The organism is Pseudaminobacter soli (ex Li et al. 2025) (assembly GCF_003012705.1).
Classification (GTDB): domain Bacteria; phylum Pseudomonadota; class Alphaproteobacteria; order Rhizobiales; family Rhizobiaceae; genus Pseudaminobacter; species Pseudaminobacter soli.
Genome location: NZ_PXYL01000010.1, coordinates 141155 through 167741 on the forward strand (window position 1 = coordinate 141155; position 26587 = coordinate 167741).

Annotated in this window: 28 protein-coding genes and 2 tRNA genes; 19 read left to right on the forward strand and 11 right to left on the reverse strand. The window is 62.9% G+C overall.

The genetic code is table 11. From position 1 onward, the window contains the following. Positions 1 to 4: 4 nt before the first annotated feature. The 12 genes from C7I85_RS19450 to C7I85_RS19505 all read left to right on the forward strand — a co-directional run bounded on the left by C7I85_RS19450 (position 5) and on the right by C7I85_RS19505 (position 11259). Positions 5 to 1174, forward strand: a complete 1170-nt coding sequence (locus C7I85_RS19450) for an ABC transporter substrate-binding protein (protein ID WP_106725669.1) — start codon at positions 5 to 7, stop codon at positions 1172 to 1174. A gap of 9 nt (positions 1175 to 1183) precedes the next feature. Next, on the forward strand, positions 1184 to 2134 hold the full coding sequence (locus C7I85_RS19455; RefSeq protein WP_106725670.1) for an MBL fold metallo-hydrolase: 951 nt from the start codon (positions 1184 to 1186) through the stop codon (positions 2132 to 2134). A 41-nt stretch (positions 2135 to 2175) separates the two neighbouring features. Beyond that, positions 2176 to 3339: an ABC transporter substrate-binding protein gene (locus tag C7I85_RS19460; RefSeq protein WP_106725671.1), complete on the forward strand. Its 1164-nt coding sequence runs from the start codon at positions 2176 to 2178 to the stop codon at positions 3337 to 3339. An 80-nt stretch (positions 3340 to 3419) separates the two neighbouring features. Further along, complete coding sequence (locus C7I85_RS19465) at positions 3420 to 4334, forward strand: branched-chain amino acid ABC transporter permease (protein WP_106725672.1); 915 nt, start codon at positions 3420 to 3422, stop codon at positions 4332 to 4334. Positions 4335 to 4352: 18 nt separating this feature from the next. Next, positions 4353 to 5336, forward strand: coding sequence for a branched-chain amino acid ABC transporter permease (locus C7I85_RS19470; RefSeq protein ID WP_106725673.1), 984 nt, complete (start codon positions 4353 to 4355; stop codon positions 5334 to 5336). Further along, a complete protein-coding gene (locus tag C7I85_RS19475; RefSeq protein ID WP_106725674.1) occupies positions 5333 to 6091 on the forward strand; it encodes an ABC transporter ATP-binding protein in 759 nt (252 codons plus the stop codon). The genes C7I85_RS19470 and C7I85_RS19475 overlap by 4 nt, the downstream gene beginning before the upstream one ends. Then, positions 6085 to 6786, forward strand: a complete 702-nt coding sequence (locus C7I85_RS19480; RefSeq protein ID WP_106725675.1) for an ABC transporter ATP-binding protein — start codon at positions 6085 to 6087, stop codon at positions 6784 to 6786. Before C7I85_RS19475 ends, C7I85_RS19480 begins: the two co-directional genes overlap by 7 nt. Further along, the gene (locus tag C7I85_RS19485; protein ID WP_106725676.1) at positions 6773 to 7606 is read left to right on the forward strand and encodes an aspartate dehydrogenase; all 834 of its coding nucleotides are present in this window, start codon (positions 6773 to 6775) and stop codon (positions 7604 to 7606) included. The genes C7I85_RS19480 and C7I85_RS19485 overlap by 14 nt, the downstream gene beginning before the upstream one ends. 158 nt (positions 7607 to 7764) lie before the next feature. Next, positions 7765 to 8193 carry a hypothetical protein gene (locus C7I85_RS19490; protein WP_245445013.1) on the forward strand — a complete coding sequence of 143 codons (429 nt, stop codon included), beginning with the start codon at positions 7765 to 7767 and terminating at the stop codon, positions 8191 to 8193. 126 nt (positions 8194 to 8319) lie between these two features. Next, on the forward strand, positions 8320 to 8559 hold the full coding sequence (locus C7I85_RS19495) for a YdcH family protein (protein WP_106725677.1): 240 nt from the start codon (positions 8320 to 8322) through the stop codon (positions 8557 to 8559). Between the two features lie 94 nt (positions 8560 to 8653). Further along, positions 8654 to 9484, forward strand: coding sequence for a DUF1236 domain-containing protein (locus C7I85_RS19500; protein WP_146148901.1), 831 nt, complete (start codon positions 8654 to 8656; stop codon positions 9482 to 9484). Between the two features lie 443 nt (positions 9485 to 9927). After that, on the forward strand, positions 9928 to 11259 hold the full coding sequence (locus C7I85_RS19505) for an APC family permease (RefSeq protein WP_106725679.1): 1332 nt from the start codon (positions 9928 to 9930) through the stop codon (positions 11257 to 11259). Between the two features lie 28 nt (positions 11260 to 11287). Here the strand turns inward: C7I85_RS19505 and C7I85_RS19510 are convergent, their stop codons facing one another. Continuing rightward, the gene (locus C7I85_RS19510; RefSeq protein ID WP_106725680.1) at positions 11288 to 12061 is read right to left on the reverse strand and encodes a helix-turn-helix transcriptional regulator; all 774 of its coding nucleotides are present in this window, start codon (positions 12059 to 12061) and stop codon (positions 11288 to 11290) included. Positions 12062 to 12192: 131 nt separating this feature from the next. Between C7I85_RS19510 and C7I85_RS19515 the strand changes: the two genes are divergently transcribed. After that, positions 12193 to 13632 carry an amidase gene (locus tag C7I85_RS19515; RefSeq protein WP_106725681.1) on the forward strand — a complete coding sequence of 480 codons (1440 nt, stop codon included), beginning with the start codon at positions 12193 to 12195 and terminating at the stop codon, positions 13630 to 13632. 12 nt (positions 13633 to 13644) lie between these two features. On the opposite strand, the gene C7I85_RS19520 is transcribed toward C7I85_RS19515, so the two are convergent. The 3 genes from C7I85_RS19520 to C7I85_RS19530 are packed head-to-tail and all read right to left on the reverse strand — an operon-like array spanning position 13645 to position 16881. Next, positions 13645 to 14157 carry a DUF302 domain-containing protein gene (locus tag C7I85_RS19520; protein WP_106725682.1) on the reverse strand — a complete coding sequence of 171 codons (513 nt, stop codon included), beginning with the start codon at positions 14155 to 14157 and terminating at the stop codon, positions 13645 to 13647. 44 nt (positions 14158 to 14201) lie between these two features. Further along, complete coding sequence (locus C7I85_RS19525) at positions 14202 to 16409, reverse strand: xanthine dehydrogenase family protein molybdopterin-binding subunit (protein ID WP_106725683.1); 2208 nt, start codon at positions 16407 to 16409, stop codon at positions 14202 to 14204. Positions 16410 to 16422: 13 nt separating this feature from the next. Further along, a complete protein-coding gene (locus C7I85_RS19530) occupies positions 16423 to 16881 on the reverse strand; it encodes a (2Fe-2S)-binding protein (RefSeq protein WP_106725684.1) in 459 nt (152 codons plus the stop codon). Between the two features lie 390 nt (positions 16882 to 17271). Between C7I85_RS19530 and C7I85_RS19535 the strand changes: the two genes are divergently transcribed. After that, positions 17272 to 18201, forward strand: a complete 930-nt coding sequence (locus C7I85_RS19535; RefSeq protein ID WP_146148902.1) for a hypothetical protein — start codon at positions 17272 to 17274, stop codon at positions 18199 to 18201. A 189-nt stretch (positions 18202 to 18390) separates the two neighbouring features. Here C7I85_RS19535 and C7I85_RS19540 read toward each other — a convergent pair whose 3' ends face one another. The 3 genes from C7I85_RS19540 to C7I85_RS19550 form a co-directional block, all read right to left on the reverse strand. Next, positions 18391 to 18765, reverse strand: coding sequence for a DUF4180 domain-containing protein (locus tag C7I85_RS19540; protein WP_106725686.1), 375 nt, complete (start codon positions 18763 to 18765; stop codon positions 18391 to 18393). A 171-nt stretch (positions 18766 to 18936) separates the two neighbouring features. Continuing rightward, positions 18937 to 19010, reverse strand: a tRNA-Gln gene (locus C7I85_RS19545). Positions 19011 to 19142: 132 nt separating this feature from the next. Next, on the reverse strand, positions 19143 to 20072 hold the full coding sequence (locus C7I85_RS19550) for a lysylphosphatidylglycerol synthase domain-containing protein (protein WP_106725687.1): 930 nt from the start codon (positions 20070 to 20072) through the stop codon (positions 19143 to 19145). A gap of 179 nt (positions 20073 to 20251) precedes the next feature. Between C7I85_RS19550 and C7I85_RS19555 the strand changes: the two genes are divergently transcribed. Beyond that, positions 20252 to 21715 carry a Ppx/GppA phosphatase family protein gene (locus C7I85_RS19555; RefSeq protein WP_428832879.1) on the forward strand — a complete coding sequence of 488 codons (1464 nt, stop codon included), beginning with the start codon at positions 20252 to 20254 and terminating at the stop codon, positions 21713 to 21715. Next, entirely contained in the window at positions 21712 to 22404 is a 693-nt protein-coding gene (locus tag C7I85_RS19560; RefSeq protein ID WP_106725688.1) for an RlmE family RNA methyltransferase, read from the forward strand. The genes C7I85_RS19555 and C7I85_RS19560 overlap by 4 nt, the downstream gene beginning before the upstream one ends. 32 nt (positions 22405 to 22436) lie before the next feature. On the opposite strand, the gene C7I85_RS19565 is transcribed toward C7I85_RS19560, so the two are convergent. From C7I85_RS19565 to C7I85_RS19575, 3 genes are all read right to left on the reverse strand, one after another. Then, positions 22437 to 23885, reverse strand: a complete 1449-nt coding sequence (locus tag C7I85_RS19565; protein WP_106725689.1) for an MFS transporter — start codon at positions 23883 to 23885, stop codon at positions 22437 to 22439. A gap of 221 nt (positions 23886 to 24106) precedes the next feature. Continuing rightward, on the reverse strand, positions 24107 to 24298 hold the full coding sequence (locus C7I85_RS19570) for a hypothetical protein (RefSeq protein ID WP_106725690.1): 192 nt from the start codon (positions 24296 to 24298) through the stop codon (positions 24107 to 24109). Between the two features lie 129 nt (positions 24299 to 24427). Beyond that, a complete protein-coding gene (locus C7I85_RS19575; protein ID WP_106725691.1) occupies positions 24428 to 24787 on the reverse strand; it encodes a hypothetical protein in 360 nt (119 codons plus the stop codon). 209 nt (positions 24788 to 24996) lie between these two features. Between C7I85_RS19575 and C7I85_RS19580 the strand changes: the two genes are divergently transcribed. Next, entirely contained in the window at positions 24997 to 25209 is a 213-nt protein-coding gene (locus C7I85_RS19580) for a hypothetical protein (RefSeq protein ID WP_106725692.1), read from the forward strand. 198 nt (positions 25210 to 25407) lie between these two features. Here the strand turns inward: C7I85_RS19580 and C7I85_RS19585 are convergent. Continuing rightward, positions 25408 to 25482 (reverse strand) — tRNA-Asn (locus C7I85_RS19585). 187 nt (positions 25483 to 25669) lie between these two features. Between C7I85_RS19585 and C7I85_RS19590 the strand changes: the two genes are divergently transcribed. Together C7I85_RS19590 and C7I85_RS19595 are read left to right on the forward strand one after the other, a co-directional pair. After that, positions 25670 to 25972 carry a hypothetical protein gene (locus C7I85_RS19590; RefSeq protein ID WP_106725693.1) on the forward strand — a complete coding sequence of 101 codons (303 nt, stop codon included), beginning with the start codon at positions 25670 to 25672 and terminating at the stop codon, positions 25970 to 25972. 136 nt (positions 25973 to 26108) lie between these two features. Continuing rightward, entirely contained in the window at positions 26109 to 26426 is a 318-nt protein-coding gene (locus tag C7I85_RS19595; RefSeq protein ID WP_106725694.1) for an RcnB family protein, read from the forward strand. Positions 26427 to 26587: the final 161 nt, after the last annotated feature.

Below are 26587 nucleotides of genomic sequence, written 5' to 3' on the forward strand. Positions count from 1 at the left end.
AGGCATGAAACTGAAGTCTTCTCTGCTGGCCTTTGCGGCCGCCTCGCTGTTTGCCACAAGCGCGCTGGCGCAGGATCCGGTCAAGATCGGCATGATCACGACCCTGTCCGGCCCTGCCGGCTATCTCGGACAGGATGTGCGCGACGGCTTCCAGCTCGCTATCGACATGGAGGGCGGCAAGCTCGGCGGCGTGCCGGTGAACGTTCTGGTAGAGGACGACGGGCTGAAGCCGGGCAACGGCCGCCAGATCGCGGAAAAATTCCTCAACGACGAAGGCGTGAAGCTCTTCACCGGCATCGTCTTCTCCAACGTCGCGGGCGCGACCGTGCCTGAGATCGTGGACGCAGATGCGATCTTCGTCAGCCCCAATGCCGGGCCGTCCGAATTCGCCGGCAAAGGCTGCAACCCGAATTATTTCGTCCTGTCCTGGCTGACCGACACCATGCAGGGCAGCGCCGGCGAGAACGCGACCGACCTCGGCTACAAGAAGGCCTTCGTGCTGGCGCCGAACTACCAGGCCGGCAAGGACGCGATCGCCGGCTTCAAGCGCTACTTCAAGGGCGAGATCGCCGGCGAGCTCTACACGCGCCTCGACCAGACGGATTTCGCGGCCGAGATGGCGCAGATCAAGGCCGCCAATCCCGACGTGGTGTTCCAGTTCCAGCCCGGCGGCCTCGGCATCGCTTTCCTGCGCCAGTACCAGCAGTCGGGCCTGCTCGGCGCCATTCCTATGGTGATTGCCGAGCCGTCGATGGACCACGCGATCCTGAAGGCCGTGGGCGATGCCGCCGAAGGGCTGAACGTCTCGGGCGCCTGGAACACCGATCTCGACAACGACACCAATCGCGAATTCGTGGCCAAGTTCCAGGAGACCTACAAGCGCACGCCGACCATGTATGCGGCACAGGGCTATGACACGGCGCTCGCCATCGCCTCGGTGCTCAAGCAGACCGAGGGCAAGGTCGAGGACGTCGAAGCCTTCCGCACCGCAATGCTGAAGACCGAATTCAAGACCACGCGCGGCAGCTTCAGCTTCGGCAAGAACCAGCACCCGGTGCAGGACTGGTATGCCATGCAGGTGGTGAAGGGTGACGATGGCCAGCTGACGCTGAAGACCCGCAAGAAGCTCCTGTCGGCACATGGCGATCCGTTCGCCGGCGATTGCGATCTCTGAGGCGCGGCGATGAAGGTCGTCCGGCGGCACATTCCCGAGCTCGACGTCGAACTGGAGCGGCTTGAAGCCGGTCCAGTGACGGTCACCTGCATTCCCGACATGGCGAATGTCGCCTGGCCGGCCAAGGCCATCTTCCCTGGACTTTCGCGCAGCGACCTGGAGAGTGCCGCGAAGCGCTCTCCGGCTGGCACCGTCGATCCCGAGGGAGAGACGGTGGGGCTGAGCTTCAACTGCTACGTGATCCAGACCCCGGACTATGTCGCCCTCATCGACGGCGGCATCGGCAACGACAAGGAGCGGCCGGACCGGCCGGCCTGGCATCGTCGTCAAACCAGATTCCTCGACATTCTCGCGGCGATCGGCGTGTCGCCCGAGGATGTCGGGATCGTCATCAACACGCATCTGCACGCCGACCATGTCGGCTGGAACACGAGGCGGGAAGGCGAGGTCTGGCGGCCGACCTTCCCCAATGCCCGCTACGTCGTGTCCGCGGACGAACTCACTCACTGGACCGCTCTCCATGAGGCCGATCCGGAAGGACAGACGCTGCACGGTGCCTTCGCAGATAGCGTGTTGCCCATTATCGAAAGCGTTGGTTTCGAAACGGTGGCCCCGGATGCGGAGGTTGCCACGGGCCTGCGCCTGCAGCCGGCTCCGGGCCATTCGCCCGGCATGGTGGTCGTCTCGCTCGCAACCGGTGAGGGGGAGGTGCTGTTCCTGGCCGATGCGGTCCATCACCAGCTTCAGCTCGGTGACGACAGCATCGTCTGCAAATTCTGCGAAGATCCTGAACAGGCGCGTAAAACGCGGCTGGGCCTGCTTGCCAATGCCGCTGCGGGAAATACAGTGCTGGCACCCTATCACTTCCCCGCTCCGGTCTTTGGTCGGCTCAAGGCGGAGGGGGCTTCATTCCGGTTCCATCCGCTCGATTTCGCGGAGGCCGGCGAGCCGGCAAACTAAAAATGCGCGCTGACAGGCGTCGCTTAGAGGAGGAGTGACCTATGATTTTGAAGAAAGCACTGCTTGCTATTTCGGTTTCGGCCTTTGCCGTGCTGCCGGCTCTCGCACAGGATGCGGTGAAGATCGGCATGATCACGACGCTGACCGGCCCGGCCGGCTATCTCGGCCAGGACGTGCGCGACGGCTTCAAGCTGGCCATGGAAGACGGCAAGTTGGGCGGCGTGCCGGTGGACCTCCTTGTCGAGGATGACGGCCTCAAGCCCGGGCAGGGCAAGCAGATCGCCGAACGCTTCCTCAACGAGGACAAGATCAAGCTGTTCACCGGTATCGTGTTCTCCAACGTTGCCGGCGCAACGGTGCCGGACATCGTGGACAGTGGCGCCTTCTACGTCAGCCCCAATGCCGGACCGTCGAACCTCGCCGGCAAGGAGTGCAACGAGAACTACTTCGTCGTCTCCTGGCAGAACGACAGCCTGCACGAGAGCGCCGGCCAGCTGGCCACCAATCTCGGCTACAAGAAGGCCTTCATACTGGCGCCGAACTATCAGGCAGGCAAGGACGCGCTCGCGGGCTTCAAACGCTACTTCAAGGGCGAGATCGCGGGCGAGATCTACACGCGTCTCGATCAGACCGATTTCGCCGCCGAGCTCGCACAGGTCCGCGCCGCCAAGCCGGACGTGGTGTTCCAGTTCCACCCCGGCGGCCTCGGCATCACCTTCCTGCGCCAATATGAGCAGGCGGGACTGATGAAGGAAATCCCGATGGTCGTGGCCGAGCCGTCGATGGACGGCGTGACGCTTGCCGCCGTGGGCGATGCGGCGCTCGGCCTCAACCTGACCAGCCACTGGAATTCGGACTTCGACAATGCGGCGAACAAGAAGTTCATGGACGCCTGGAACAAGGCCTACAACCGCCCGGTCACCTACTATGCCGCCCAGGCATACGACACCGCTCTTGCCTATGCTTCGGCCCTGAAGGCCACCGACGGCAATATCGACGACGCCGACGCTTTCCGCGCGGCGCTGCGCAAGGCCGATTTCGAATCCGTCCGCGGCAAGTTCTCCTTCGGCCCCAACCAGCACCCGGTGCAGGATTGGTACGCGCTCAAGGTCGAAAAGGGTCCGGAAGGCAAGCCGATCATCAAGACGGTTGGCGAGGTCTTCAAGGACCACGGCGACGCCTACGCAGCCGAATGCAAGATGTAAGCCGGCTTGTGCCGATCGGGGGAGGCGGCGGCAGCTTCGCCGCTTCCCCCATCATTTCCACTTTCTCGAAGTAATCCCGAATGACGCTCTTTCTCGAACAATTGCTGAATGGCGTGCAGTTCGGCGTGATGCTGTTCCTGCTCGCGGCCGGCCTGACGCTGATCTTCGGCATCATGGGCGTCATCAACCTGGCGCACGGCTCGATCTACATGATCGGCGCCTATGCGGGCACCTGGGTAGCGGCCGAAACCGGCTCGTTCTGGCTCGGCATTCCCGCCGGCCTTGCGGCGGCTGCCTTTGCGGGCGTGGTGATCGAATTCCTCGTGGTGCGAAGGCTCTATGGACGCGACCATCTGGACCAGGTGTTGGCGACCTTCGGCCTGATCCTGATCTTCAACCAGGCGATCACCATGCTGTTCGGGCGTCAGCCGCTGTTCGTCTCCATGCCGGCGCTTCTGGATGGCTCGGTCGAGCTGCTGCCCGGCCTGTTCTACCCGGTCTATCGCCTTGCCATCATCGTCGTCGGCCTGCTCGTGGCGCTTGGGCTCTACCTGCTGATCAACAAAACGCGTGTCGGCATGCTGGTGCGGGCCGGTTCGACCAATCGCGAGATGGTGCGGGCGCTCGGCGTCGACGTGCGGCTGCTCTATACGCTGGTCTTCGGGCTTGGCGCGCTGCTTGCCGGCCTGGCGGGCTTCATGGCGGGGCCGATCCTCGCGGTGCAGGTCGGCATGGGCGAGCAGATCCTCATCACGACCTTCGTGGTGGTGGTGATCGGCGGCGTCGGCTCGATCCGCGGCGCGTTCTTTGCCAGCCTTATCCTCGGCATCGTAGACACCAGCCTGCGCGCCTATCTGCCTGGACTCTTACGCCAGATCATGGTGGGGCCGGAGGCAGATGCGCTGGGCGCAGGCATCTCCTCCATGGGCATCTATCTTCTGATGGCGATCGTGCTTCTGATCCGGCCGAAAGGCCTCTTCATCCGAAATTCGTAAGTTAGGCTGGTTGGCCATATGGAAAAATCACTCAAGCGACCCGCGCTGCTTGCAGCCTTGCTGATCGCGCTGATCGCACTGCCGACCGTCGCGGATGCCGCAGGCTTTGCGGCGCTCACCTCGCTGGCAACGCGTGTGCTCATCTACGGCATCGCCGCGGCGAGCCTCAATTTCGTGCTCGGCTATGGCGGCATGGTCAGCTTCGGCCATGCCGCGTTCTTTGGCATCGGCGGCTACACGGTGGGTATTCTCTACCAGCATTATTCGCTCGGCGAACCGCTGTTCGGCTTCATCCCCGGCACCAATCAGATGCTGATAACCCTGCCTGTCGCCGTCGTGCTGAGCGGCATCATGGCGGCAATCATCGGCGCTCTTTCGCTGCGCACCGGCGGCGTACAGTTCATCATGATCACGCTGGCCTTCGCCCAGATGCTGTTCTTCCTGTTCGTCTCGCTGAAGACCTATGGCGGCGACGACGGCCTCATCATCCGCCGCGCCAATGAGCTCCCCTGGCTCAACATGCGCGACAAGCACACGGTCTACTATGTCTGCCTGGCCATCGCGGTGCTGTTCTTCGCCGTCCTGTGGCGCCTCGTCAATTCGCGCTTCGGCAACGTCATCGTCGGCCTGCGCCAGAGCGAAAAGCGCATGGCGGCGATCGGCCTGCCAGCCTATCGCTACAAGCTGGTGGCCTTCATCATCTCGGGCATGGGCTGCGGCCTTGCCGGTGCGCTGATGGCCAACTTCCTGCGCTTTGCCAGCCCCGACATGATGCACTGGACCAAATCGGGCGAGCTGATGATCATGGTCATCCTAGGCGGCGTCGGCACCTTGTTCGGTCCGCTGATCGGTGCCGCCGTGTTCATCGTGCTCGAATCCGTCCTCGCGTCCTGGACGGAGAACTGGCAGCTCGGCCTCGGCCTCATCCTGCTGTTCGTGGTGCTCTACACGCAAGGTGGCGTTCAGGCGCTGGGTGCGCGGCTTGTCGGGAGGAGCGCATGAGCACGCCGATCCTCAACGTCCGTGGCCTGGTCAAGCGCTTCGGCGGCTTGCTGGCCACCGACCATGTCGACCTGACCGTCAAGCCCGGCGAGATCCACGCGCTGATCGGCCCCAATGGCGCCGGCAAGACCACGCTGATCTCGCAGCTGATGGGCGAGCTCAAGCCGAACGAAGGCACCATCGAACTCGCCGGCAAGCCGGTCGATGATCTCTCGACGGCCAAGCGCGTCTCGCTCGGATTGGCGCGCACGTTCCAGATCACTTGCCTGCTGCCCGACTACACGGTGCTCGACAATGTCGCCATCGCCGTCCAGGTGCGGCAGGGCCACAGCTTCCGCTTCTGGGGGAATGCGCGAAGCGAAGCCGCACTGCGCGAAGAGGCGCGCAAATATCTCCACACGGTGGGGATGGAGCGGCGTGCGGATGAGCTGGTCGCCAACCTATCGCATGGCGAGCAGAAGCAGCTTGAACTCGCCGTCGCGCTGGCGACCGAGCCCAAGCTTTTGCTTCTCGACGAGCCGATGGCCGGACTTGGCCACGCCGAGAGCCAGCAGATGATCGGCATCCTGCGCAACCTGAAGAAACAGGTCAGCATGCTACTGGTCGAGCACGACATGGACGCGGTCTTCGCGCTTGCCGACCGCATCTCGGTGCTGGTCTACGGCCGCATCATCGCCACCGGCTCGGTCGAAGAAATCAGGGACAATCCGGAGGTCCGCACGGCCTATCTGGGCGAAGGAGAGGAAGTGTGCTGAGCGTCGCCAAGCTGCAATCGGCCTACGGGCCGAGCCAGGTTCTGTTCGATGTCGCGTTGGAGATCGGCGAAGGCGAGGTGGTGACGCTGCTCGGCCGCAACGGCATGGGCAAGACCACCACCGTCAAATCGATCATGGGGCTGCTCAAGCCGCTGTCCGGAGAGATCCGTTTTACCGGTCGCGAGGTGCGCGGCGCAACGCCCGAAACGGTGGCGCGTCTTGGTGTCGGGCTTGTGCCAGAAGGGCGCCAGACATTCGCGACGCTGACCGTGCGCGAGAACCTGGTGGCCACCGCGTCCAACCGTCTCGGCCGCAAGGATCCATGGACGCTTGAGCGCGTCTACAAGCTGTTCCCGCGACTGCGCGAGCGCGCCAGCCAGGCGGCCGGCACGCTGTCCGGCGGCGAGCAGCAGATGCTGGTCGTCGGCCGCGCGCTGATGACCAACCCGAAGCTGCTCATCCTCGACGAGGCGACCGAAGGCCTTGCCCCGGTCATCCGCGCCGAAATCTGGAGCTGCATCGAGGCGCTGAAGGCGGAAGGCCAGTCCATCCTTCTGATCGACAAAAACCTCCACGTGCTGAAGCGACTGGCCGACCGTCACTACATCCTCGAAAAGGGGCGCACAGTCTGGTCCGGAACTAGCAACGACCTGACGCACAACGCCGAACTGGTGCAGCGCTATGTCGGCATCTGACAAGGCCGCATCGGCGCGGCCGTTGCGCGTCTGCTTCGTCGGCTGGGGTGCGATCGCGCGGCGCGTCGGCGAGATCCTCGCCGACAGGCAACTGTCCGGCGTCGAGATCGCGGCCGTGGCGGTACGCGAGGCGGGGCGCGACCGCGCCGATCTGCCCGCGACAGCGAGGCTCATCGCCGGTCCCGAAGAACTCGCCGGCCTCGACATCGACATGGTCGTCGAAGCGGCCGGCCGGCCGGCTGTGGCTCTCTGGGGCGAGGCGGCGCTGCGTTATGCAAGGAGCTTCGTCGTCTCGTCGACGAGCGCCTTTTGCGACGATGCGCTGCTCGACAGCCTTCTTGCCACGGCGCGCGAAACCGGCAGTCGCATCATTGTGCCTTCGGGCGCACTTGGCGATCTCGGCGCGCTTGCAGCAGCCTCGATGCTGCCGATAGACGAGGTGGTGCACACCATCGTCAAGCCGCCGCGTGCCTGGCAAGGCACCAAGGCGGAGGAGGTCATTGACCTCGACACGCTTGCCGAGCGCTCGGAATTCTTCGTGGGTTCCGCGCGCGAGGCGGCCGACCGCTTCCCGCAAAATGCCAATGTCGCCGTGATCTCGGCGCTGTCGGGCATCGGCCTCGACCTCACCCGCGTCGTGCTGGTGGCAGACCCTGCCGCGACGCGCAACGGCCATCGCGTCCAGGCGTCCGGCGCCTTCGGCCGGCTGGACATGATGCTCGAGAACGAAGCGCTCAAGACCAATCCCAAATCATCCGAAATGACCGCCCTCAGCCTGGTGCGGCTCATCGAAAACAGCGTCGCGCCACTGGTGCGCTAACCGGGTGTTGTCCGGTCAGTACCGACCGCGTCGGGTTGACGCCCGCGTGGCAGAAATATCCCGGCACACGCAATCATTGTATTGCGGCCCTCGTTGTCTCCCACCGCGATGCCGGCTAGAGCTTGCCTACGCGAGGTAAGCTCGTACTTGGGGGAACGATGAAAATTATCCAAACTGGCCTGATCGCCATGGCAATCGCGGCAGGGCTTACGGGCGGTGCGTCGGCTTATGTCGAGGGAGACGATTACACTGCCGTCAGCTCCACGGCCGAGAGCGTGACTGGCGACATCCAGTTCGACGATTTCAGCATCACCTTCGCGAACGGCAAGACCCTGGAATTCGCAGAGCTCATTGCCGACCATTTCATCGTCGGTGGCAAAACGGTTCCGGCCTCGGTCTACAGCGTCAGCAAGCCCGCCGATCCGGTGCTCGAAAACGGCAATCGCCTCTGCGGCTCGGGCAAGGTTTCCTATGTCGCGGCCTGGAATACGGGCGACGATCTGACCGCGCTTGCCGTCTTCACCGGTGACGAGGCGCCGGCCAGCGACGAGGAGATGTGCGCGTCCTACACCTACGAGAACCGCTAGGCGGGTTTCCTGATGCGACCGGGCGAGGGGGCTTGGCACCAGCTGTTCGTCACCTAGCTTGACTTGAATCAAAGTCGTTTTGGCGTCGCCGGCTATGTTTGGCCGGAAACAAAGCAAGGAGACGACATGTCCAACACCCCTCACACTCTCGGCGAGGAATTCCCCGGCAAGCTGGAGGTCATCCACGCCCTGAAGGCCAAGGACAGCCATTTCGCTCGCGTCCTCGAAGAGTATGACGAGGTGAACGACCAGATCCACAAGGCGGAGACCAACATCGAGCCGATGGGCGAGACGGCGGAGACTGAATTGCGCAAACGTCGTCTGGCGCTGAAGGACGAAATCGCCAAGGCAATCGCAACGGCGTAGCCGCCTGTGTGATGGTCACCAAAGGTTCTGTCGCGGTCGCAATGGCCGCGACGGGGCGCAATTTCTGGGGCTTGGTCTTTTTCAGATAGGTCTCGTGGACCTCTTCCGCCATGCCGCGCGGCGAGCGGCTGATGGTGGCATATTCATAACCGTCGAGATTGGCGAGCGATGCCCCACCCGCCGGATGCAGTGTGCCGAAGCCGCTGCACGGAATAAGCACGATCCTCGTCTCGTTGGCGATGCGGAAGCTCCAGCACGAAACGTGATGGAACACCGATTCCCATGCGTCGTTGACGCCCGTCAGTCCGTGGGAGGTATGACCATGAGACATGTCCTTCTCAAAAGCGCAATTGCATTGGCTCTGGGCTTGGTGCCCGGACAGGTTTTCGCCCAAACAGAAATGATGAAGAAGAAGCCGCCTGAACAGTCCGAAGGCCAGCAAGGCGGACAAAACGGCACCGAAAAGGGCCAGGCACCCGAGGGTGGCCAGAACATGCAGAACGGTGGCGGAAATGGCGAAGAAACTCCGATGAAGTCGGAGAGGCCCGAGAAAAATCAGCCGGGGATGCAACAGGAAGAGCAGAACGAGCAAGGTGGCGCACAGGGTAAGCCCGGCAAAAAGCCGATGGAGGAGCAAGGCGCTGGGACCAAAGAGAAGCATGGCGAGAAGCGCCAGGTGAACGATGAGCAGCGCACGGAGCTTAGGCGCGTCTTCCGCGAGAACCACGTCAAGGCGGCCCCCAATGTCGACTTTTCCGTCGGTGTCGGCGCGCGGGTGCCACGAGAAATCCACCTCTACCGGCTGCCGCCGCGCATCGTGGAAATCATCCCGGACTACGAAGGTTTCATGTATTTCGAATTGGCGGATGGGCGGATCGCGATCGTCGACCCGAACACGTTGGAGATCGTGCTGATCATTGCCTAGTGGCTACCGTCGCTTGGAGCGGCAAGCTCATTCCTTCTTCCAGCGACTCCTGCCGTTCCGACTGAAAGAGCGCTCGTTACCGACTTTCCGTCGATCGCGACTTGGGAGGCGCGCCGAGCGCTCCCGGAGACTGGCGCGGCATGCGGTCCCCAGCTAGGAAGAAGACCACCTCCCTGTCTTGCCACAGTTGAGCAGCCCAGCAGGGGAGGGGAGGCGAGCCGCAGAGCCGCGCTCGGGTGAGATTGGCGGGGGATCGATTTGCCTTCTAGCTTAGCCGTCCGAAGAGAGCGCAAAGGCGGCGTTCTCTAACCCCTTGGGATTATGTTCGGATGCGTCACTCTGCGTCATGCTGACATCACAAGAATGCGAACGACTCCGCACCGAAGGCTTTTTGCCGACGGCCGGCCCTAACGCATCGGATCAAAACCGTTCGGAGTGGAACAATGAATGAAACCGTGAAGCTGGACCGGGCGCTTGGCCTTTGGTCCGTTGTGCTGTTTGGCCTTGCCTACATGACGCCGATGATCGTCTTCGGCACGTTCGGCGCGTTGGCCACCGCCAGCCAGGGCACCACTGCCATGGCCTATCTGATCGCCTCGGCGGCGATCCTCCTCACCGCAATCAGCTACGGCGTCATGGCGCGGGTCTATCCGGTCGCCGGCTCGTCCTACACCTACGCCCGCAAGTCGATCAGCCCGAGCGTTGGTTTTCTCGTCGGCTGGGCGGTGTTGCTCGACTATTTCTTCCTGCCGATGGTGATCTGGCTCATCGGCGCGGCCTATCTCACCTCGGCCTTCCCGGAGATCCCGGCATGGATCTGGATCGTGGCCTATATTGCCCTGACGTCGATGGTGAACGTCATTGGCATCGTCTTCGCCAACCGGGTGAACTTCATCCTCATGCTGGTGCAGTTCGCCATGCTCGCCGCCTTCGTGCTGCTTGCGGCCCGTTATGTCGTTGCCGCGAATGGAGCCGGAGGCCTTGCTTCGGTCCAACCCTTCTTCAAGGCCGGCGTGCCATTCTCGGCCTCCGTCGCAGGCGCGGCCATCGCCGCCTACTCCTTCCTCGGCTTTGACGCGGTCTCGACCCTTACCGAGGAAACCCGCGACGCAAGGCGCACGATGCCCAAGGCGATCCTGATGACGGCGCTGGCCGGCGGCTTCATCTTCGTGCTGGCTGGCTATGTGACGCAGCTCGCCCATCCCGGTTTCGAGTTTGCTTCGGTGGACGCGGCCGCAACCGAAATCGCCAAGGCTGTCGGCGGCGATCTCTTCGTCACCCTGTTCCTGGCAACGCTGGTAGTTGCGCAATTCACCTCCGGCCTTGCGGCACAGGCCAGCGTCGGTCGGCTGCTCTATGCCATGGGCCGCGACAACGTGCTGCCTTCCGGCTTTTTCGGCCGCCTGCATCCGACGTTGCACACGCCGGTCTTCAATCTCATGCTGGTCGGCATCGTTGGCCTGCTCGCGCTGACGATGGATGTCACCACCTCGACCTCCTTCATCAATTTCGGCGCCTTCCTTGCCTTCACGGCCGTCAATGTTTCCGTGATCGTGCTCTACCTCAAGGGCGAGCAGCAGGTCCGGCCGCTCGGTGTCCTCGTCGGCCTGATAATCCCGGCGGTGGCTGCGGTCTGCGATGTGCTTCTGCTGCTCAATCTGGACAGCAACGCCAAGCTGCTCGGCTTGGTCTGGCTCGTGATCGGCATCGTCTATCTGGGCTACCTGACGCAGTTCTTCCGCGTCGCTCCGCCGGAGATGGACTTCGCCGAGTGATAAAGCCGAGCCGGAAGGCCCGCGCTCCTCAAGCCAGGAACAGCCGGAAGAGTTCGGCCTGGCTTGAGATGTTCAGCTTCGAGTAGATCTGCCGGCGGTGCACCTTGACTGTGTTGGGCGAGAGCGAAAGCAGCGCGGCAAGCGAGATGTTGGAATGGCCTTTGAGGATCAGCGTAACGATCTCGAGTTCCCGGCGCGTCAGCAGCGGGTGCTCGATACGCTTCGATGGTCTCGTCGTCGCGGCAGCGAGCGCAAGGCTGGGAAGATGAAACCAGTGCCGTTCTCCAAGGGCGCACACCACGGGGGCTGCCGCGCGCAGGCGCTGCAGCTCCTCGTCGGCGAACAGGTCCGCCGCGCCGGTTCGCGACAGCGACAGCACCGCGCAAAAATCGTCTTCGAGCTTCATCACGAAGCCGATCTCGTCGACGATCTGCGTGGTGACGTAATGCAGCCGGTAGTATTCGGTCTGCCGAAAGTCGTCCGGCGCGAGTTCCCGCATTACGATCATGCGCTGGCTGTCGTCGCCGCGGACGGCGTCATAGAACGGATCCAGCACGAAGGTGCCGCCAAGATAGCGGTCGACGATGATGGAGCGTTCGACCACGATCTTCTCGTTGTAGAGATCGAAGGCATGGCCGTCGGGCGAGTAGACGAAGCCGTTCATCATCTGGAACGGCGCCAGCAGACCGAGCGCAGAGGCAAGCGCGTCGGGAAAGCCGCGCGAGCCGATCCGGCCGGTCACGGTGCCGAGGGCAGCGTTCCATGCTTCGAAGCTCGGGGGCCTGGTTTGCGATCGGGACATCGTGAAGCGTGCGCGCTGTTTTTCCTGCGGTTCGGACACATTCAGCAGGCGCGGCCGTGCAGCGCAAGCCCATATCCGATGTTAGCCGGCTTCACGGCCCGCAGAGCAGCCTTCTTTAAGGAGACGACGCATTGAACCATCCGCTTGATCTGCCGACGGCCGAGATCGCCACCGGGATCCGGGCTGGCGCCTTCAGCGCCGAAACCGTCGTGGCTGAATCGATCCGTCGCGCCAAGGCTATAGCTCCTGCACTCAACCCGTTCGTACTTATCCGCGAGGAAAAGGCTCTGGAGGCCGCCCGGGCTGTCGACAGGGCGATTGTGCGAGGCGAGGCGAGGGGGGCACTGCTTGGAGTTCCTTTCACCGCCAAGGATCTGACGCCGACCGAGGGCGATCTGACCACGCTCGGTTCCTGGACCCGGCCCAACTGGGTGCCGACGGAAAGCGCGCTCTGCATCCGCCGCCTCCAAGAGGCCGGCGCCATCCTGGTCGCCAAGACCACGACGCCAGAATTCGCCTATTCCAGCATGACGACAAGTCCGCGGTGGGGCGTGACTCGTAATCCCTGGAACCGCGAGCGTACCAGCGGCGGCTCGTCCGGAGGCTCGGCCGTTGCGGTGGCGACGGGAGTCGTGCCCTTCGCGGAGGGAACGGATATGGGCGGCTCGGTGCGTATCCCAGCGGCCTTCTGCGGCGTCGTCGGCCTGAAGCCTAGCCTTGGTCGCATTCCGATGACCATCTTGCCCAGCGTCTTCGACAATATCTCCCACTTCGGCCCGTTGGCGCGCCGCGTCGGCGACGCCGTAGCCTTCATGACCGCGGCTGCAGGCCCCAGCGACGAGGATATTTCGTCCCTGCCCATCGGCTTCAACGCCGAAGACGCCGCAGCAAAGGACCTGAGGGGGCGACGTTTCGCCCTGTCGATCGACCTTGGTTATTACGCCGTCGAGCCGCAGGTGGAGACCGTGGTTCGCCAAGCCGCCGAAGCCTTGCGTCGTGCCGGCGCGGTGGTGGAGGAGGTGTCGCTGCCCTGGACGCGAGCCGTCAACGATGAATGGTTCGACCTCTGGTGCGTGTTCATGTCGGCCTTCTTCGGTCACGAGGTCGAACGTTACCGCGACAGGATGGACCCGGCAGTCGTCGCGATGATCGAGCGCGGCCAAAACGTGGGGGCGACGGCCTATAAGCAGGTAGAGGTTCTGCGTACGGCCATGTGGCGTGACCTTGCAACCCTGTTCGAGCGTTACGAGGCGCTTCTTTGCCCGACTTGCGCCGTGACTGCGCCGCTGGTCACCGAGACGGACGACGACTATGTCGCGACGTTGCCCGACGGCCGCTACAAGGGGCTGGACGTGACTTGCCCCTTCAACATGGTGCCGCAGCTTCCGGCCCTGTCGCTGCCGGTCGGGTTGGCCGAGGATGGCATGCCAGTCGGCTTGCAGATCGTCGGGCGCCGCTTTGCCGACGAGCAGGTGCTTTCCATCGCCGCCGCGATGGAGGCCATGATGCCGCCGGTTCAACTGCCGCGAGCTCGCCAGAAATTGCCGGACGATCAAGCCGCCGAGATCTGACGCAACTGCCGCTCAACTGTCGAGAATAGTTGAGACAAGCGCCGCGACCTTCGCATCCAGTGCCTCCGCGGCGGTGCGCAGGGCTGAATTCTCTCGATCCATTGCGATCAGTGACGATGGCTGGACGTAGGACAGCGTCGTGCCGCCATCCGGGGTGTCCAGCACCAGCATTTCTACAGGAACGAACAATCCGGCCGAGATGTCTTCTCGGATCATCGTAATGGCAATCAACGGATTGCCATAGATCAGCCGGATCGCGTGCCGCCGGATGCCGAAGCGCGCGATCCAACCGCCGTGATCGATCTCCGAAAAGAGCATGAAACCGCTTTTGCCGACAAACCGCGCCTCGATCTCCCTGGCGTAGGCTTGCTCGTCAGGCGTTTCCACCGCCAGGCGCGCCAGAGTAGGTATGTCCGCGTGGCCGACCTGGGCGTGGAACCGCCTGAGGACTTCATCGAACGGCAGGTCGGCCTGGTATACGAGCTTGGTTCCGGTGAAGGTCTTGGCTTCCGTCAGCGCAGACATTTTGACCGCCTTTTGACCAAGTTATCCCTGACGCGCGGTGCAACTTACCCTTGTCGTTTCAACTCATTGGGGTCGATCGGCATCTTGCGCAGGCGCTTGCCGGTTGCCGCAAAGATTGCGTTTGCAACCGCCGGCACGATTGCCGATGTGCCGCACTCGCCCATGCCGCCCGGCGATTCCGTGTTCTGGACGATATGCACCTCGATCGCGGGCACCTGGTTCATCCGGAGCATCTGGTAAGTGTCGAAGTTGGCCTGTTCGACGCGGCCGTTCGCAAGGGTGATCTTGCCGTAGAGCGCCGCCGTGATGCCGAAGTTGATCGCGCTCTGGATCTGCGCCCGGACGGTGTCGGGGTTGACGACGGTGCCGCAGTCGACGGCACAGACGACCCGCCGGACGCGCACCATGCCGTCGTCGGCAACTTCGACTTCGGCGACATGCGCCATATAGGTCGCGAAGACGAACTGGAGGGAGGCGCCACGGCCGGTCCGTTCCGGCAGCTTCTGGCCCCAGCCGGCCTTTTCGGCGGCGAGGGCGAGAACAGCCTTGCCTCGCGGCTCGCGATCGAGCAGGGCCAGCCGATAGGCGACCGGATCCTGCTTTGCCGCCGCTGCCAATTCGTCCATGAAGCTTTCGGTCACGAACACATTGTGCGATGGCCCCACACTCCGCCAGAAGGCCGTAGGAATGCCCGGCGGCTCCTTCTGGACATATTCGACGTGAACGTTCGGCAGGGCATAGAGCAGATCGATGGCGCCCTCGGTCGTGTCGGCATCTAGCCCGTTCTTGAACAGGGGCGGCGCCCAGCGAGCGGCTACCGAGGAACCGGCGAAACGATGGTTCCAGGCAACCGGCGCTCCTTTGTCATCGAGCCCTGCGGACAGCCGATCGTACCAATAGGGCCGGTACATGTCGTGTTGGATGTCTTCTTCACGGGTCCAGACGACCTTCACGGGGCCGTCGACGTGCTTGGCGATCTCGACGGCGCGAATGATGCCGTCGACCTCCAGCCGCCGGCCAAATCCGCCGCCGATCAGATGATTGTGGACCACGACCTTGTCGAGCGGCAGGCCGGCGGTCTTCGCTGCCGCCGCCTGGACACGCGCCAGGGCCTGGTTGCCGACCCACACCTCGCAGCCGTCCTTCTGAACATGCACAGTGCAGTTCATCGGCTCCATCGCGGCGTGCGCCAAGAACGGAAGCTGGTATTCCGCCTCGACCTTCGTGGCGGCGCCCGCCAAGGCCTTGTCGACGTCGCCGATGTTCTGAGCCACGGCGCCGGGACTGCGCGTCGCTTCTTCAAGTTCGCCGACGATCGTCTGCATGTCGACCGCGGCGTGCGGACCATCGTCCCATTGGATTGCCAGGGCCGCCAGGCCTTTCTTTGCCGCTCCCATGTGATCGGCAACGACGGCCACGGCGTCGTCGAGTTGCACGATCTGGCGGACGCCGTTCACCGCCTTGGCAGCCGTATCGTCGACGCTTTTGACCTTGCCGCCGAAGACCGGCGACTGCGCCAGGGTCGCGATCTTCACGCCCGGCGGCCGGGCGTCGATGCCATAGATGGCCGTCCCGTTGACCTTTGCCGGGGCGTCCAGGCGCTTGGCCGGCGTGCCGATCAGCGTGAACTGGTCCGGCCGCTTGAGCTCGACATGGTCGGGGACGGGAATGTGCGCCGCATCGGCGACCAGCTCGCCATAGGGGATGCGCCTGCCCGTCTCCTCATGCAGCACTTCGCCGTTTTTCGCGCTGCATGAGGCAGGAGCGACGTTCCAGCGCTGCGCCGCCGCCGCGATCAGCATGATCCTCGCGGTCGCCCCCGCTTGGCGAAGCGGCTGCCAGGCCGCGCGGATGGCGCTCGAGTTGCCGGTCGCCTGGATGCCGCCCAGCGCAGGATTGCCGTAGAGCTTTTCGTTCGGCGGTGCGTGCTCCAGCCGCACCTTCGGCAGGTCCACTTCCAACTCTTCGGCGATCAGCATGGGGATCGAGGTGTAGGTGCCCTGGCCCATCTCGACATAGGGCATGACCAGGACAACTTGCCCGTCGCTGCCGATGCGAATGAAGGCGTTCGGCGCGAATTCTTTGGCGTCGGCGGCAAAAGCGTCATCCTTGGCAAGCCCCAGTCGCAGGCTGAGCAGCAGGCCCCCGCCGACGGCGGCGCCGACTTGCAGGAACTTGCGACGTGAGACGTGCCCCGCTGAGATGCGACCGTGCGGGGTTGCTGTTTCGGAAGTGAAGTGATCGATGGTCATGACCGGCCCCTTGTCAGCTCGATTGCGCGGCCTGCTTGATGGCTTCGCGGATGCGCAGATAGGTCCCGCAGCGGCAGATATTGCCGGACATGGCTTCGTCGATGTCGGCATCGGTGGGGTGCGGGTTGTCTTTCAGGAGCGCCGCAGCCGACATGATCTGGCCCGACTGGCAGTAGCCGCACTGGACGACCTCGTGGTCGAGCCACGCCTTCTGGATCTTCGCGCCGGCCGGCGTTGCGCCGATTGCCTCTATTGTCGTGATCTCGGAGGATCCGACGCTGTCGAGGGGAGTGATGCACGATCGGGTAGCAACGCCGTCGATATGCACGGTGCACGCGCCACATAGCGCCATGCCGCAGCCGAATTTCGTGCCCGTCATGCCCAGGATATCACGCAGAACCCAGAGCAGAGGCGTGTCGCCGTCGGCGTCAATGGTATGTTTTTGCCCGTTGATGCTTATCGTGGTCGCCATGGTCGGCTCCCTTCGGTTCGTCATCCCCCGGTTAGGATCCGTGGAACAAACTTAGGGCGTCGGAGCGAGCGGTAAATGTCGCGAAGGCTGCTTTTCCGGTGCAAACACGCCGTACTAATCGAAAGAATCACCGCGAAGCAATCATGGCTTCTGGCCAAAATCTCGGCGTTTTCGCCCCAAAATGGTCGCAAGCGCGTCCTGAAACGGTCCCATGCGCCTGATGAATTCCAGCTGGACCCTCTAAGACAATCAAAAAGTGGGACGCGCAGGGGATGCGCGATCTGGGATATGCGAGCTCTTTGTGTTGCACTCATTGCCATCCTGCTGGCCTCAAGCTTGGCCCAGGCCGCGGCGCCGATCCAACATAGCAAGGAGGGCGTGCTCGTATGGATGAACACCTACGATCCCAACCGCGATCTTGCCCGCGCCCCGTCAGTCATGAAGATCGCGAGCGACGTCGGTGCGCTGAGCGATCCGGAAGGATCTGGCATGTATGTCGGCTTCATGGCCGGGATGATCGGCTCCAAGCCGGATAAGGCCGACAGCACCATCAAGAAGCTGCTTGTGCTGCGCCCGATCGACCATTGGGCGATCGTGCGCGCCATTGCCTATTCCGGCCATCCCGACTGGCGCGGGCTTATGGCCCGCTACGAGCCGAAGATGCCGACCCGCAAATTGATGGTGGAGCGCTATCTCGATGGCAAGCTGCCGACCCCGGACACCCCGGTGGAAGAGGTGAAGACCACATGGAAGGATCGCGCCAATCCGACCAAATGGTTCGCCAAGAAGGACACGGATGAGAAGCAGATCCCGCTCGACGAGCGTCCCGAGACGCTCGACATGTATTGGGGGTATTACTACGCCTCACGCAGCCCCCAGCCGCTCGAGCGCATGATCAAGATGCTGCCCTGGGCGGAAGAGCGCGACAGCGTCGAGAAGCTGACCATCGGCAGCATGGCGAAGTACACGATAGCGATGAACGCCTCGCGCGACACCAAGCTGCTCGGCCAGCTCAAGACGCTGCAGTCGCAGCAGACCGACAAGCAGACGACAAAGCAGCTCTCGGAGGCGATCGAAGCGGCGGAGACAGCCGAAGTCTCGCCTCTGCGGAAGATCGCGCTCGGCCGGCTTGAGGATCTCAAGCGCATGGGGCCTGGCTCCAAGCGCGATACCGTGTGGTGGGGCAAGCTGGGGCAGGGCGTGATCTCGCTCGGATGCGTCGCCGCCGCGGCCACCGGCCAGGCCGCTCTTGGCCTTCCCTGCGTGCTGGGCGGCGCCGCCTCGTCGGCGGCGTTGTATTACTGGGGCACGCCGCAATAACTGGGGCACGGCGCTCCCCTCGGCTTCTGTGTCTGTGCGGGAGGGGGGACGCCGACGACTATCCGTCGAACAGATTCGCCAACCTTTTCGCTCGTCGTCTCGTTGAGGCGGCGAGCTTCCTTTTGTGTTTCAGGCTGACGACTGGTCGGTCGTTATAAGCTCGCGGCGATCGATAGTTCTGGCGGGTAGCTAGCCGGCCTGAGTACCCGCGAGTTTCACCCGAAGCTGCTCGAAATCCTGAACGAACCAGATGGAGTTACCCTTGTTCGTTTCGCGCACGAAGTCTCGAAGCGCGCGGCTTCGGTCGAGGGCCTCTGTGAGGTCTCCTACGATCGCGCATCTTAGGCGGTAGTTCACAAACTTCTGGAAGGCCTCGCCCGCGACGCCCGTACTCAGTGTCAGGAAGTCGGGCCCGAGCCGCTCTGAGGGAATCGCGAGCAGATCGGCATTGTGCGACCACGCCGCACTCAAGAAGGTGTTGGCATCGGCGGAGCTTTGAAGAAGCTCACCTTCTTCAGCGCATCTCAGGATGCGTGTGTTTCCAATTTCAACAAGCTGATCCATAGGACCTCTCTATCGGAGGATGCCGGCTGCTTCGCCATATCCAGCTTCTATCCAGCAGGAACAGCGCCGTCGCCTCTCCGCAAACATCCAGCGCCGCTGTGACTAGGATGGCAAGCTATTTGAAAAGCGCCCTTGAGCGCTTATATAGCTGATTTTATTAATGAAAGTGGTTGGCTGGGGAACCTGGATTCGAACCAGGACTAACGGAGTCAGAGTCCGCTGGTCTACCGTTAACCTATTCCCCAGCAGCGGTGCTCATCCGAGACACCTGCGCCGCGAAGCAGCGTTGGCTGCCGTGTGCGGGGTGCGTTGTAGCCATCGCCGGAAAATAGTCAAGGGTCCAATGTGTTTCAATTCACGTTTGATCCGCGACTTTTTCAGCTCCGGCGCGAAAACTCCGTTTTCTCGAAAATCAGGACCACGAACAACGCCAGGATCAGCGGGATGATCAGGTAGAAGAATCGGAACACCAGGAGCGCGGCGAGAACGGCGGCCGGGTCCATGTCCGACAGGCCGGCCAGGAAGACGACTTCCAGCACGCCCAGGCCGCCCGGCGCGTGCGAGATCAGCGCCACCGAGAACGAGACGACGAACACGCCGAGCACGATGAAATAGCCGGGATTTCCTGTGGCCGGCAGCGCGAAATAGATGATCGCTGCCGCCGCCATCAGCTCGATCGGCCCGATGATCAATTGCCGGGCCACGATCGACAGGCGAGGGTAGAAGATCTGCAGGCTGCCAAGCTGCAACGGCTTCAGCCTCAGCCAGCTGCCGAAGATGTAGAGGCCGATCAACACGAGAATCACGATGCCTGTGGTGCGCGAGGCCGAGATCGGCAGCACGTCGACGAATCGCTCCAGCACCTGCGGTTCCGCCAACAGCAGAATCGCACTGAGCAGCAGGGCGCCGAGCACGAAGGTGAAGGAACACAACGCCACCAGAATGCCCACTTCCTGGCCGGTCAGGCCGCGAGTCGCATAGGCGCGATAGCGGATGACGGCGCCTGACAGCACCGAGCCGCCGATATTGTGCGACAGCGCATAGGTGGTGAAGGAGCACAGCGTGATGAAAAGGAAGGACACCTTCTTGCCGAGGTGGCTGAGCGCGATGTGATCGTAGCCGGCCAGCGCCGCATAGGCGACAATGGAGCTCATTCCCGCCAGGACCCATCGGTGGATGGGGATGGCGGTGAGGCCGTCGCCGACGTCCTCCAGCGAAATGCCGCGCAACTCGTGATAGAGCAGCCAGACCGAGAAGCCGACTGCGCTAAGTCCAATCACAGGCCAGATATAGCTCTTCAATTTCATCTTGTTGCGGCCATGCCTGCGAGGTCTCCTTCGTAACGTCAGGGGAAGGCGGAGCCGGGGCCGGTCCGCATGCGTGGTGCTGCTCAAGAAATGCCCGATGAAAGCCTGCTGTTCAACTGGGAAGGGAGGCTTGGAGACGCCGCGGGCTAAATTTCGCTGCCGGGCTTGGTGATCGGACGTTGCGCTGCTATCTTCGGCGCAACTCGAAAAATTGTAGCGTGTGCAGCGTCCGTCAAGGTTCGCGCGGCGCAAGAAGGACACATAAGGTGGAAGACCCCGAACCCGGTGCGAGGGCGCCGGAAGCGGGTGCGTCCAGGGGAGACCGGCTGCCGCGTGGCGGCTCGGCGAACCGTCCGGCGAATCCCAGGAAAAGGGCGCCGGGCCATCGATCCGCCGAGCGGCAATCGAAGGCAGATGCACCTCAGCAAGTGCCGAAGGGCAAGAAGCGGCGTAAGCGCAAGCGCGGCCGGAAGGTTTTTGCACGCGACGGTGCGGCGCCGCAGGCCGGTCAGGCACCGGCTACGGGGCGGGCCGCGCAGGCTCCGGCTGCCCGCCGTACTGCTTCAGAAATCGTAAATGGTGGCTCGTCGCCTCTGATCAGGCGACCGGACGCATCGCGCCGCAACGACGCCGGCGAATCGCCCATTTTCGCAGCGCTCGATCTCGGCACCAACAATTGCCGCCTGTTGATGGCGGTGCCGGGACGGCCCGGCCAGTTCCGGGTGGTCGACGCATTCTCGCGCATCGTCCGTCTCGGCGAGGGCTTGAGCAGCAGTGGACGGCTTTCGCGTCCGGCGATGGACCGGGCAGTCGAAGCCCTGAAGATATGCGGCGACAAGCTGCGCAACCGTTCCGTCAAGCGCGCCCGGCTTATTGCCACGGAGGCCTGCCGCTCGGCCGAGAACGGGGCCGAATTCCTCGATCGTGTCGAGGCCGAGGCAGGCCTGAAGCTGGAAATCATCGACCGCCAGACCGAAGCCCGGCTGGCGGTTTCGGGTTGCGGCTCGCTGATCGATCGCGACACCAACGGTGTTGTGCTGTTCGACATCGGCGGCGGCTCGTCGGAGATCGCCCTGATCGATCTGTCCGGCAAGAGGTCGCCACGCCTGGCCAATCACATCGTGTCGTGGACATCGCTGCCGGTCGGCGTGGTCTCGCTGGCCGAACGCTTCGGCGGGCGTCACGTCACCCCGGACATCTTTTCGGCCATGGTCGACGATGTCGCCGGGCTGATCGCCGGGTTCCAGGAGCGCGACCGAATCAACCATCTGATGGACGGCGCGCGTTTTCATCTGCTCGGCACGTCGGGCACTGTGACGACGCTTGCAGGTGTTCATCTCGGCCTGGAGCGCTATGATCGGCGCCGGGTGGATGGCCTGTGGATGGACAACGCCTCGGTCGACGGCATGATCGAAAAGCTGCTCGGCTGGGATTTCCACGCGCGCGTCGCCAATGCCTGCATCGGCGCCGATCGCGCCGACCTGGTTCTGGCCGGCTGCGCCATCCTTGAAGCCATCCGCCGGGTCTGGCCCTCGGAGCGGCTGCGCGTGGCGGATCGCGGCCTGCGCGAAGGCATATTGAGTGAATTGATGGCTGACGACGGCGTTTGGCGCCGCAACTGGCGAAACGGACCACGCCAATGACGAAGAAACCCGAAAAGCCGGCTGCCGGCACCCGCGTTCTGAAAACGCGAATCAAGAAGAAGAGCGGCCTGAAGGAATCGTCGCGCCGCTGGCTCGAGCGCCACATGAACGACCCTTATGTGCAGCGTTCGAAGGCCGACGGCTATCGCTCGCGCGCGGCCTACAAGCTGATCGAGATCGACGACCGTCACCATCTGCTGAAGCCGGGCCTGAAGGTGATCGACCTTGGCGCAGCACCAGGCGGCTGGTGCCAGGTGGCGGCGGCCCGCACGAAGTCGAAGCCGGAAAACCCGCATGTCGTGGGCATCGACTATCTCGGTATGGATGCCGTGCCGGGCACGGTGGTGCTGGAGATGGATTTCCTGGACGACGACGCGCCCGCACGGTTGATCGAGACGTTGGGCGGTGAGCCGGATCTGGTGCTGTCGGATATGGCGGCGCCCACCACCGGCCATCGCCGCACCGACCATCTGCGCACCATGCATCTGTGCGAGGTGGCAGCGGAGTTTGCGATTTCCGTGCTGAAGCCGGGCGGCCACTTCCTCGCCAAGACCTTCCAGGGCGGCACCGAGGGCGAACTGCTGACGCGGCTCAAGCAGAATTTCCGCTCCGTGCAGCACGTCAAGCCGCCGGCATCGCGCGACGAATCGGCCGAACTCTATCTACTTGCCAAGGACTTCAAGGGCTGACGCGCCAGCTTAGCTGGTCGAATCAAGGCCGGTCAGTCGGGCCGGCGCGACGTAAGCGGGGCGGTCTGCGAACTGCCTGATGCGGGCTCGATTTCGCGCGCCCCGCGACCGCTGTGGCCCGAAACCGCACTGCCCGCATCGGCCGGCAAGCGGATGAAGAAGAATGCTGCCGTTGCAGAAATCGCCGCGACCAGGAAGAAGGCGGAGTGGAAATCGCTCAGCGTGAGCGGGCCGCCATGAAGTTTCGTGGAGACTTCCAGGATGCCACCGGCCACGGCAACGCCGAGCGCGATGCTGATCTGCTGGAACACGGCGGTGATGGGCGTTGCCTTGCTGGTATCCGCCTCCGAGACCTCGGCATAGGCCAGCGCGTTGACGCCGGTGAAGAACATCGAGCGGATGAAGCCGCCGATCAGCAGGATGGCGAGCATCGTGGGATAGGACGTCTCTGGCGTAAAGAAGCCGTAGATCGCAATCGTTGCGCCCGAAATCACTGAGCCGAGGATCAGCACGCGGCGGAAGCCTGCCACCCTGAACACCCAGGCGGTGACCAGCTTCATCCCGATGGCGCCCATTGCCGAGACGAAGGTGATCATGCCCGACTGGAAAGGCGTCAGGCCGAAGCCGATCTGCAGCATCAGGGGCAACAGGAAGGGCACGGCGCCAATGCCGATGCGAAACAGGCTGCCGCCGACCACCGCGGAGCGGAACACCTGGTTCCTGAACAGCCGAAGCGCCAGCAGCGGGTGCGGCGCCACCTTGGCGTGGCGCAGATAGATGAGGCCCGCCAGCAGGCCGATGACCAGCGTGGCGATGCCGACGCTCGGGGGCAGGGCAGGCAGGCTGACCACCGACAAGCCGAACACCACGCCGGAGGCCGCAATGCCGCTCAGGATGAAGCCCGGCACGTCGAGCGGCGGAACCCCGATCGAATCGGTCTCGGGCAGGAAGCGGGTCGCCAGCCACATGCCGATGATGCCGATGGGCACGTTGATCAGAAAAATCCAGTGCCAGGTGAAATAGGTGGTGATGAAGCCGCCGACCGGCGGACCCACAAGCGGTCCGACAAGCGCGGGCACTGTCAGCCACGACATTGCGGCGACCAGTTCGTTCTTCGGCGTCGAGCGGACCAGAACCAGCCTGCCCACTGGCGTCATCATGGCCCCGCCCATGCCCTGCAGGAAGCGGGAGACGACGAAGGCCGGCAGCGAATTGGAAATCGCGCAGGCCACCGAGCCGACGACGAAGACGGCGATGGCGGCGCGGAACACGTTCTTGGCGCCGAAACGGTCGGCCATCCAGCCGCTGATCGGAATGAAGACCGCCAGCGAAACCAGATAGGCCGTCAGCGCCAGCTTCAATGCGATGGGACTCGTGCCGATATCCGTCGCGATCGCCGGCAGCGACGTCGCGATCACCGTCGAATCCATGTTTTCCATGAAAAGGGCGACCGCGAGAATGAGCGGAATGGTGCGATTCACGAAACTGTCCCGGAATATATCGCCGGACGGCGCGAACGCGTCGACCCGGTGCAATTAACAACACGAGCAGGCCGGATATGTCGTCGGTTTTTGGCCGAAGCAAGAAGATTGCGGTTGGGCCAGGGGCCTGCGGCCGTCACTTCTGTGTGAGAAGAACCGGGGCTACGCAGTACCAAGCGCCCCTCGACGCCAAAGCTACGATGGACGTGGTGAACAAATCCTTAGCGCGCGCCCGACCTTCTTTGCGGAAACATGACGACCTCGCCTTTAGGGGCCGTATGCTCTGCCGTGAGCACCGCTTCCACCAACAGCTCGACGGCTTCATTGAGCTGTCGGCTGGCGGCGTCGCGGCCCTGCAGATGTTGTTGCGCTTTTTCCAGCAATTGCCGCGCGGTGGCAAAGTCCGACCTCAATGTGAGCCTCCATTCGCCCCCCGTTGCCGAAATTGGCTCAAGGCACTTGCGAAAGGATCAAGGAAATAGGTCGAATTTTACCAATCGCGGCTGACGTCGGGGCAGTTACTGACTTATTCACCGCCAGCCTTACTGGCCAATCCGGACAATGCAGTTCTTCGCCATGATTTCCTGGTTGATGGCGAGGATTTCGCCCTTCACCTCGGCGATCTTCGCCTCGCGCTCGCTCGGCGAGTTGATCATCGACTGCGTCAGGCCGGTGAACGCACTGCTGATCAGGTCGGCGCGGAATCGTTCGCTCTGGGCGTCGATCAGAAGATCGCGGATCTGCATGCGCCGATCACGTTCGGTAATCAGCATAGGGCAATCGAGGTTCTTGAAGCGCGCGTCGTTCACCGTCTTGGCCTCGATCGCATCCGGCGGCGTTGCGCAGCCGGCGAGGGCCGCGGCGGCGGCGAGCACAACAAAACTCCAACTCGTCATCTGCATGCCTGCGGCCTTGCCTTGCCCATGTGGCGATAATTTGCGTGTTTGTCGAACCGATATGAGCAAGACGTCGCCGTGTCTGCCGGCCCGCTTGGTGCCATGACCGCGGACCGCTTACAACCTATTGATTTGACACATATGCGAGCGGAGACCAGCGTTTTTGCGGGTGCTGGCTTCCGCACGACGCCAGCTTGTCAATGGGAGGTTCGAATATGCGTTTCCTGACAGGCGCTTTCGCAATTGCCATTGGGCTCGGGCTCGCCGCTCCGGCAAGCGCGACGATCAACTACAACGCCAGCAAGTCCAACACCGCGAATCTCAAATGTCATGCTGGGCGCTCGCACATGGCCGTCAAAGGATGTGGCGTTCCGCAACACAGCACCGGGATGGCTACCGGCCGACGCATGTACAAGCCCATCCAGTGATTCGACCGATTCGCTCGAACCAGATTCGGCCGCCCCTTTCGACCGACTGAAACCGAACGTCGTTTTGCCTAGTCTTTGTGTGGAAGGAACAATGCGCTCATTGTGCTTGCCGGCGACTAGCCTGATGGCGCGCCGAGGCGAAGAGCGAAAATTCAGAAGATTGTTATCTGAGGTTGTCGACGAAGCTAGCTGGATAAGTGGCTCCCCGGGCCGGATTCGAACCAGCGACCAACCGGTTAACAGCCGGTTGCTCTACCACTGAGCTACCGGGGAACAGCGGCTCGTCAGAACGAGGCTGCGTATAGCAAACCCTTTTCGGCTTTGCAAAGAGCGAATGTGATTTTTTTGCTGAATAATTTGCGGCTACCTCGAAAAGGCGATGGGACCCCTTCATATGTAAGGCTCTTGGCGGTTGTGCAGGCGGGCCGTTTTTCCACAGGGGAGGGGTAGGGCGCGTCATATGGCCGAAAAGGAAACGCCTGCCGAAGCAACCCAACGCCGCACGATCTCGATTCTAGGTCGCGAGATTCGTTTGCCGGAATCACGAAACAAGCGCATCGCGCTGGGCGTCGGGCTGACAATTCTCGGCCTGCTCGGTTTTCTGCCGATTCTTGGCTTCTGGATGATTCCAGTCGGGCTGCTGCTGCTTTCCTACGAGTTCGCATCGATTCGTCGCTATCGTCGCCGCGGAATCGTACGTTGGAAGCGGTGGCGCAAAGGACGTGACGAGGAGGAGCGAAGCGGCGATTCGCAGTCAAAATGATTCCGGGCCGAATCGGATTGCTGCAGAATCGCCTCGCAACATCTGGATTCCATTAGGGAATTGTAATGGGCACGTTCAGTTTGCGTTCATCCTAAGCCGCCTAGGTTCCTTGTGTTGAATAGATAAGGAGCCTCCCATGAAGCGCATTGCCCTTGCCCTTGTAGCCATGTCAGTCCTCGCAGCCCCGATTGCCGCGCAGGCGCAGCCCGGCTACGGCAACCAGGTCGAGTACCGCCACGGCCACAAGAATCAGCATCACAAGCCGGCCCCCAAGCCACACTGGGCCAAGGGTAAGCGCTTGCCCGACTGGAAGCGCCAGCATGTCGTTCGCGACTATCACCGCTACGGCCTCCAGCGTCCCGCTCGCGGGCAGGAATGGGTTCGGGTCGATAACAGCTATATTCTCGTGAATATGGCGTCAGGGATCATTGCCGGCATTTTCGCTGGCCGCTGATCCGGCGGTCGAGAGTGCTGAAGAGGGCGGCTGAAGAGCCGCCCCGTCCATTTACTATAAGGGCAAAACGTTCGCCCAAAGATCGATCCTCGGTGGGGTGCCGCTACGTAATTGGCGTGACAATCATCACAAATGGTGCGGGGAAAGTTACACGAACGACG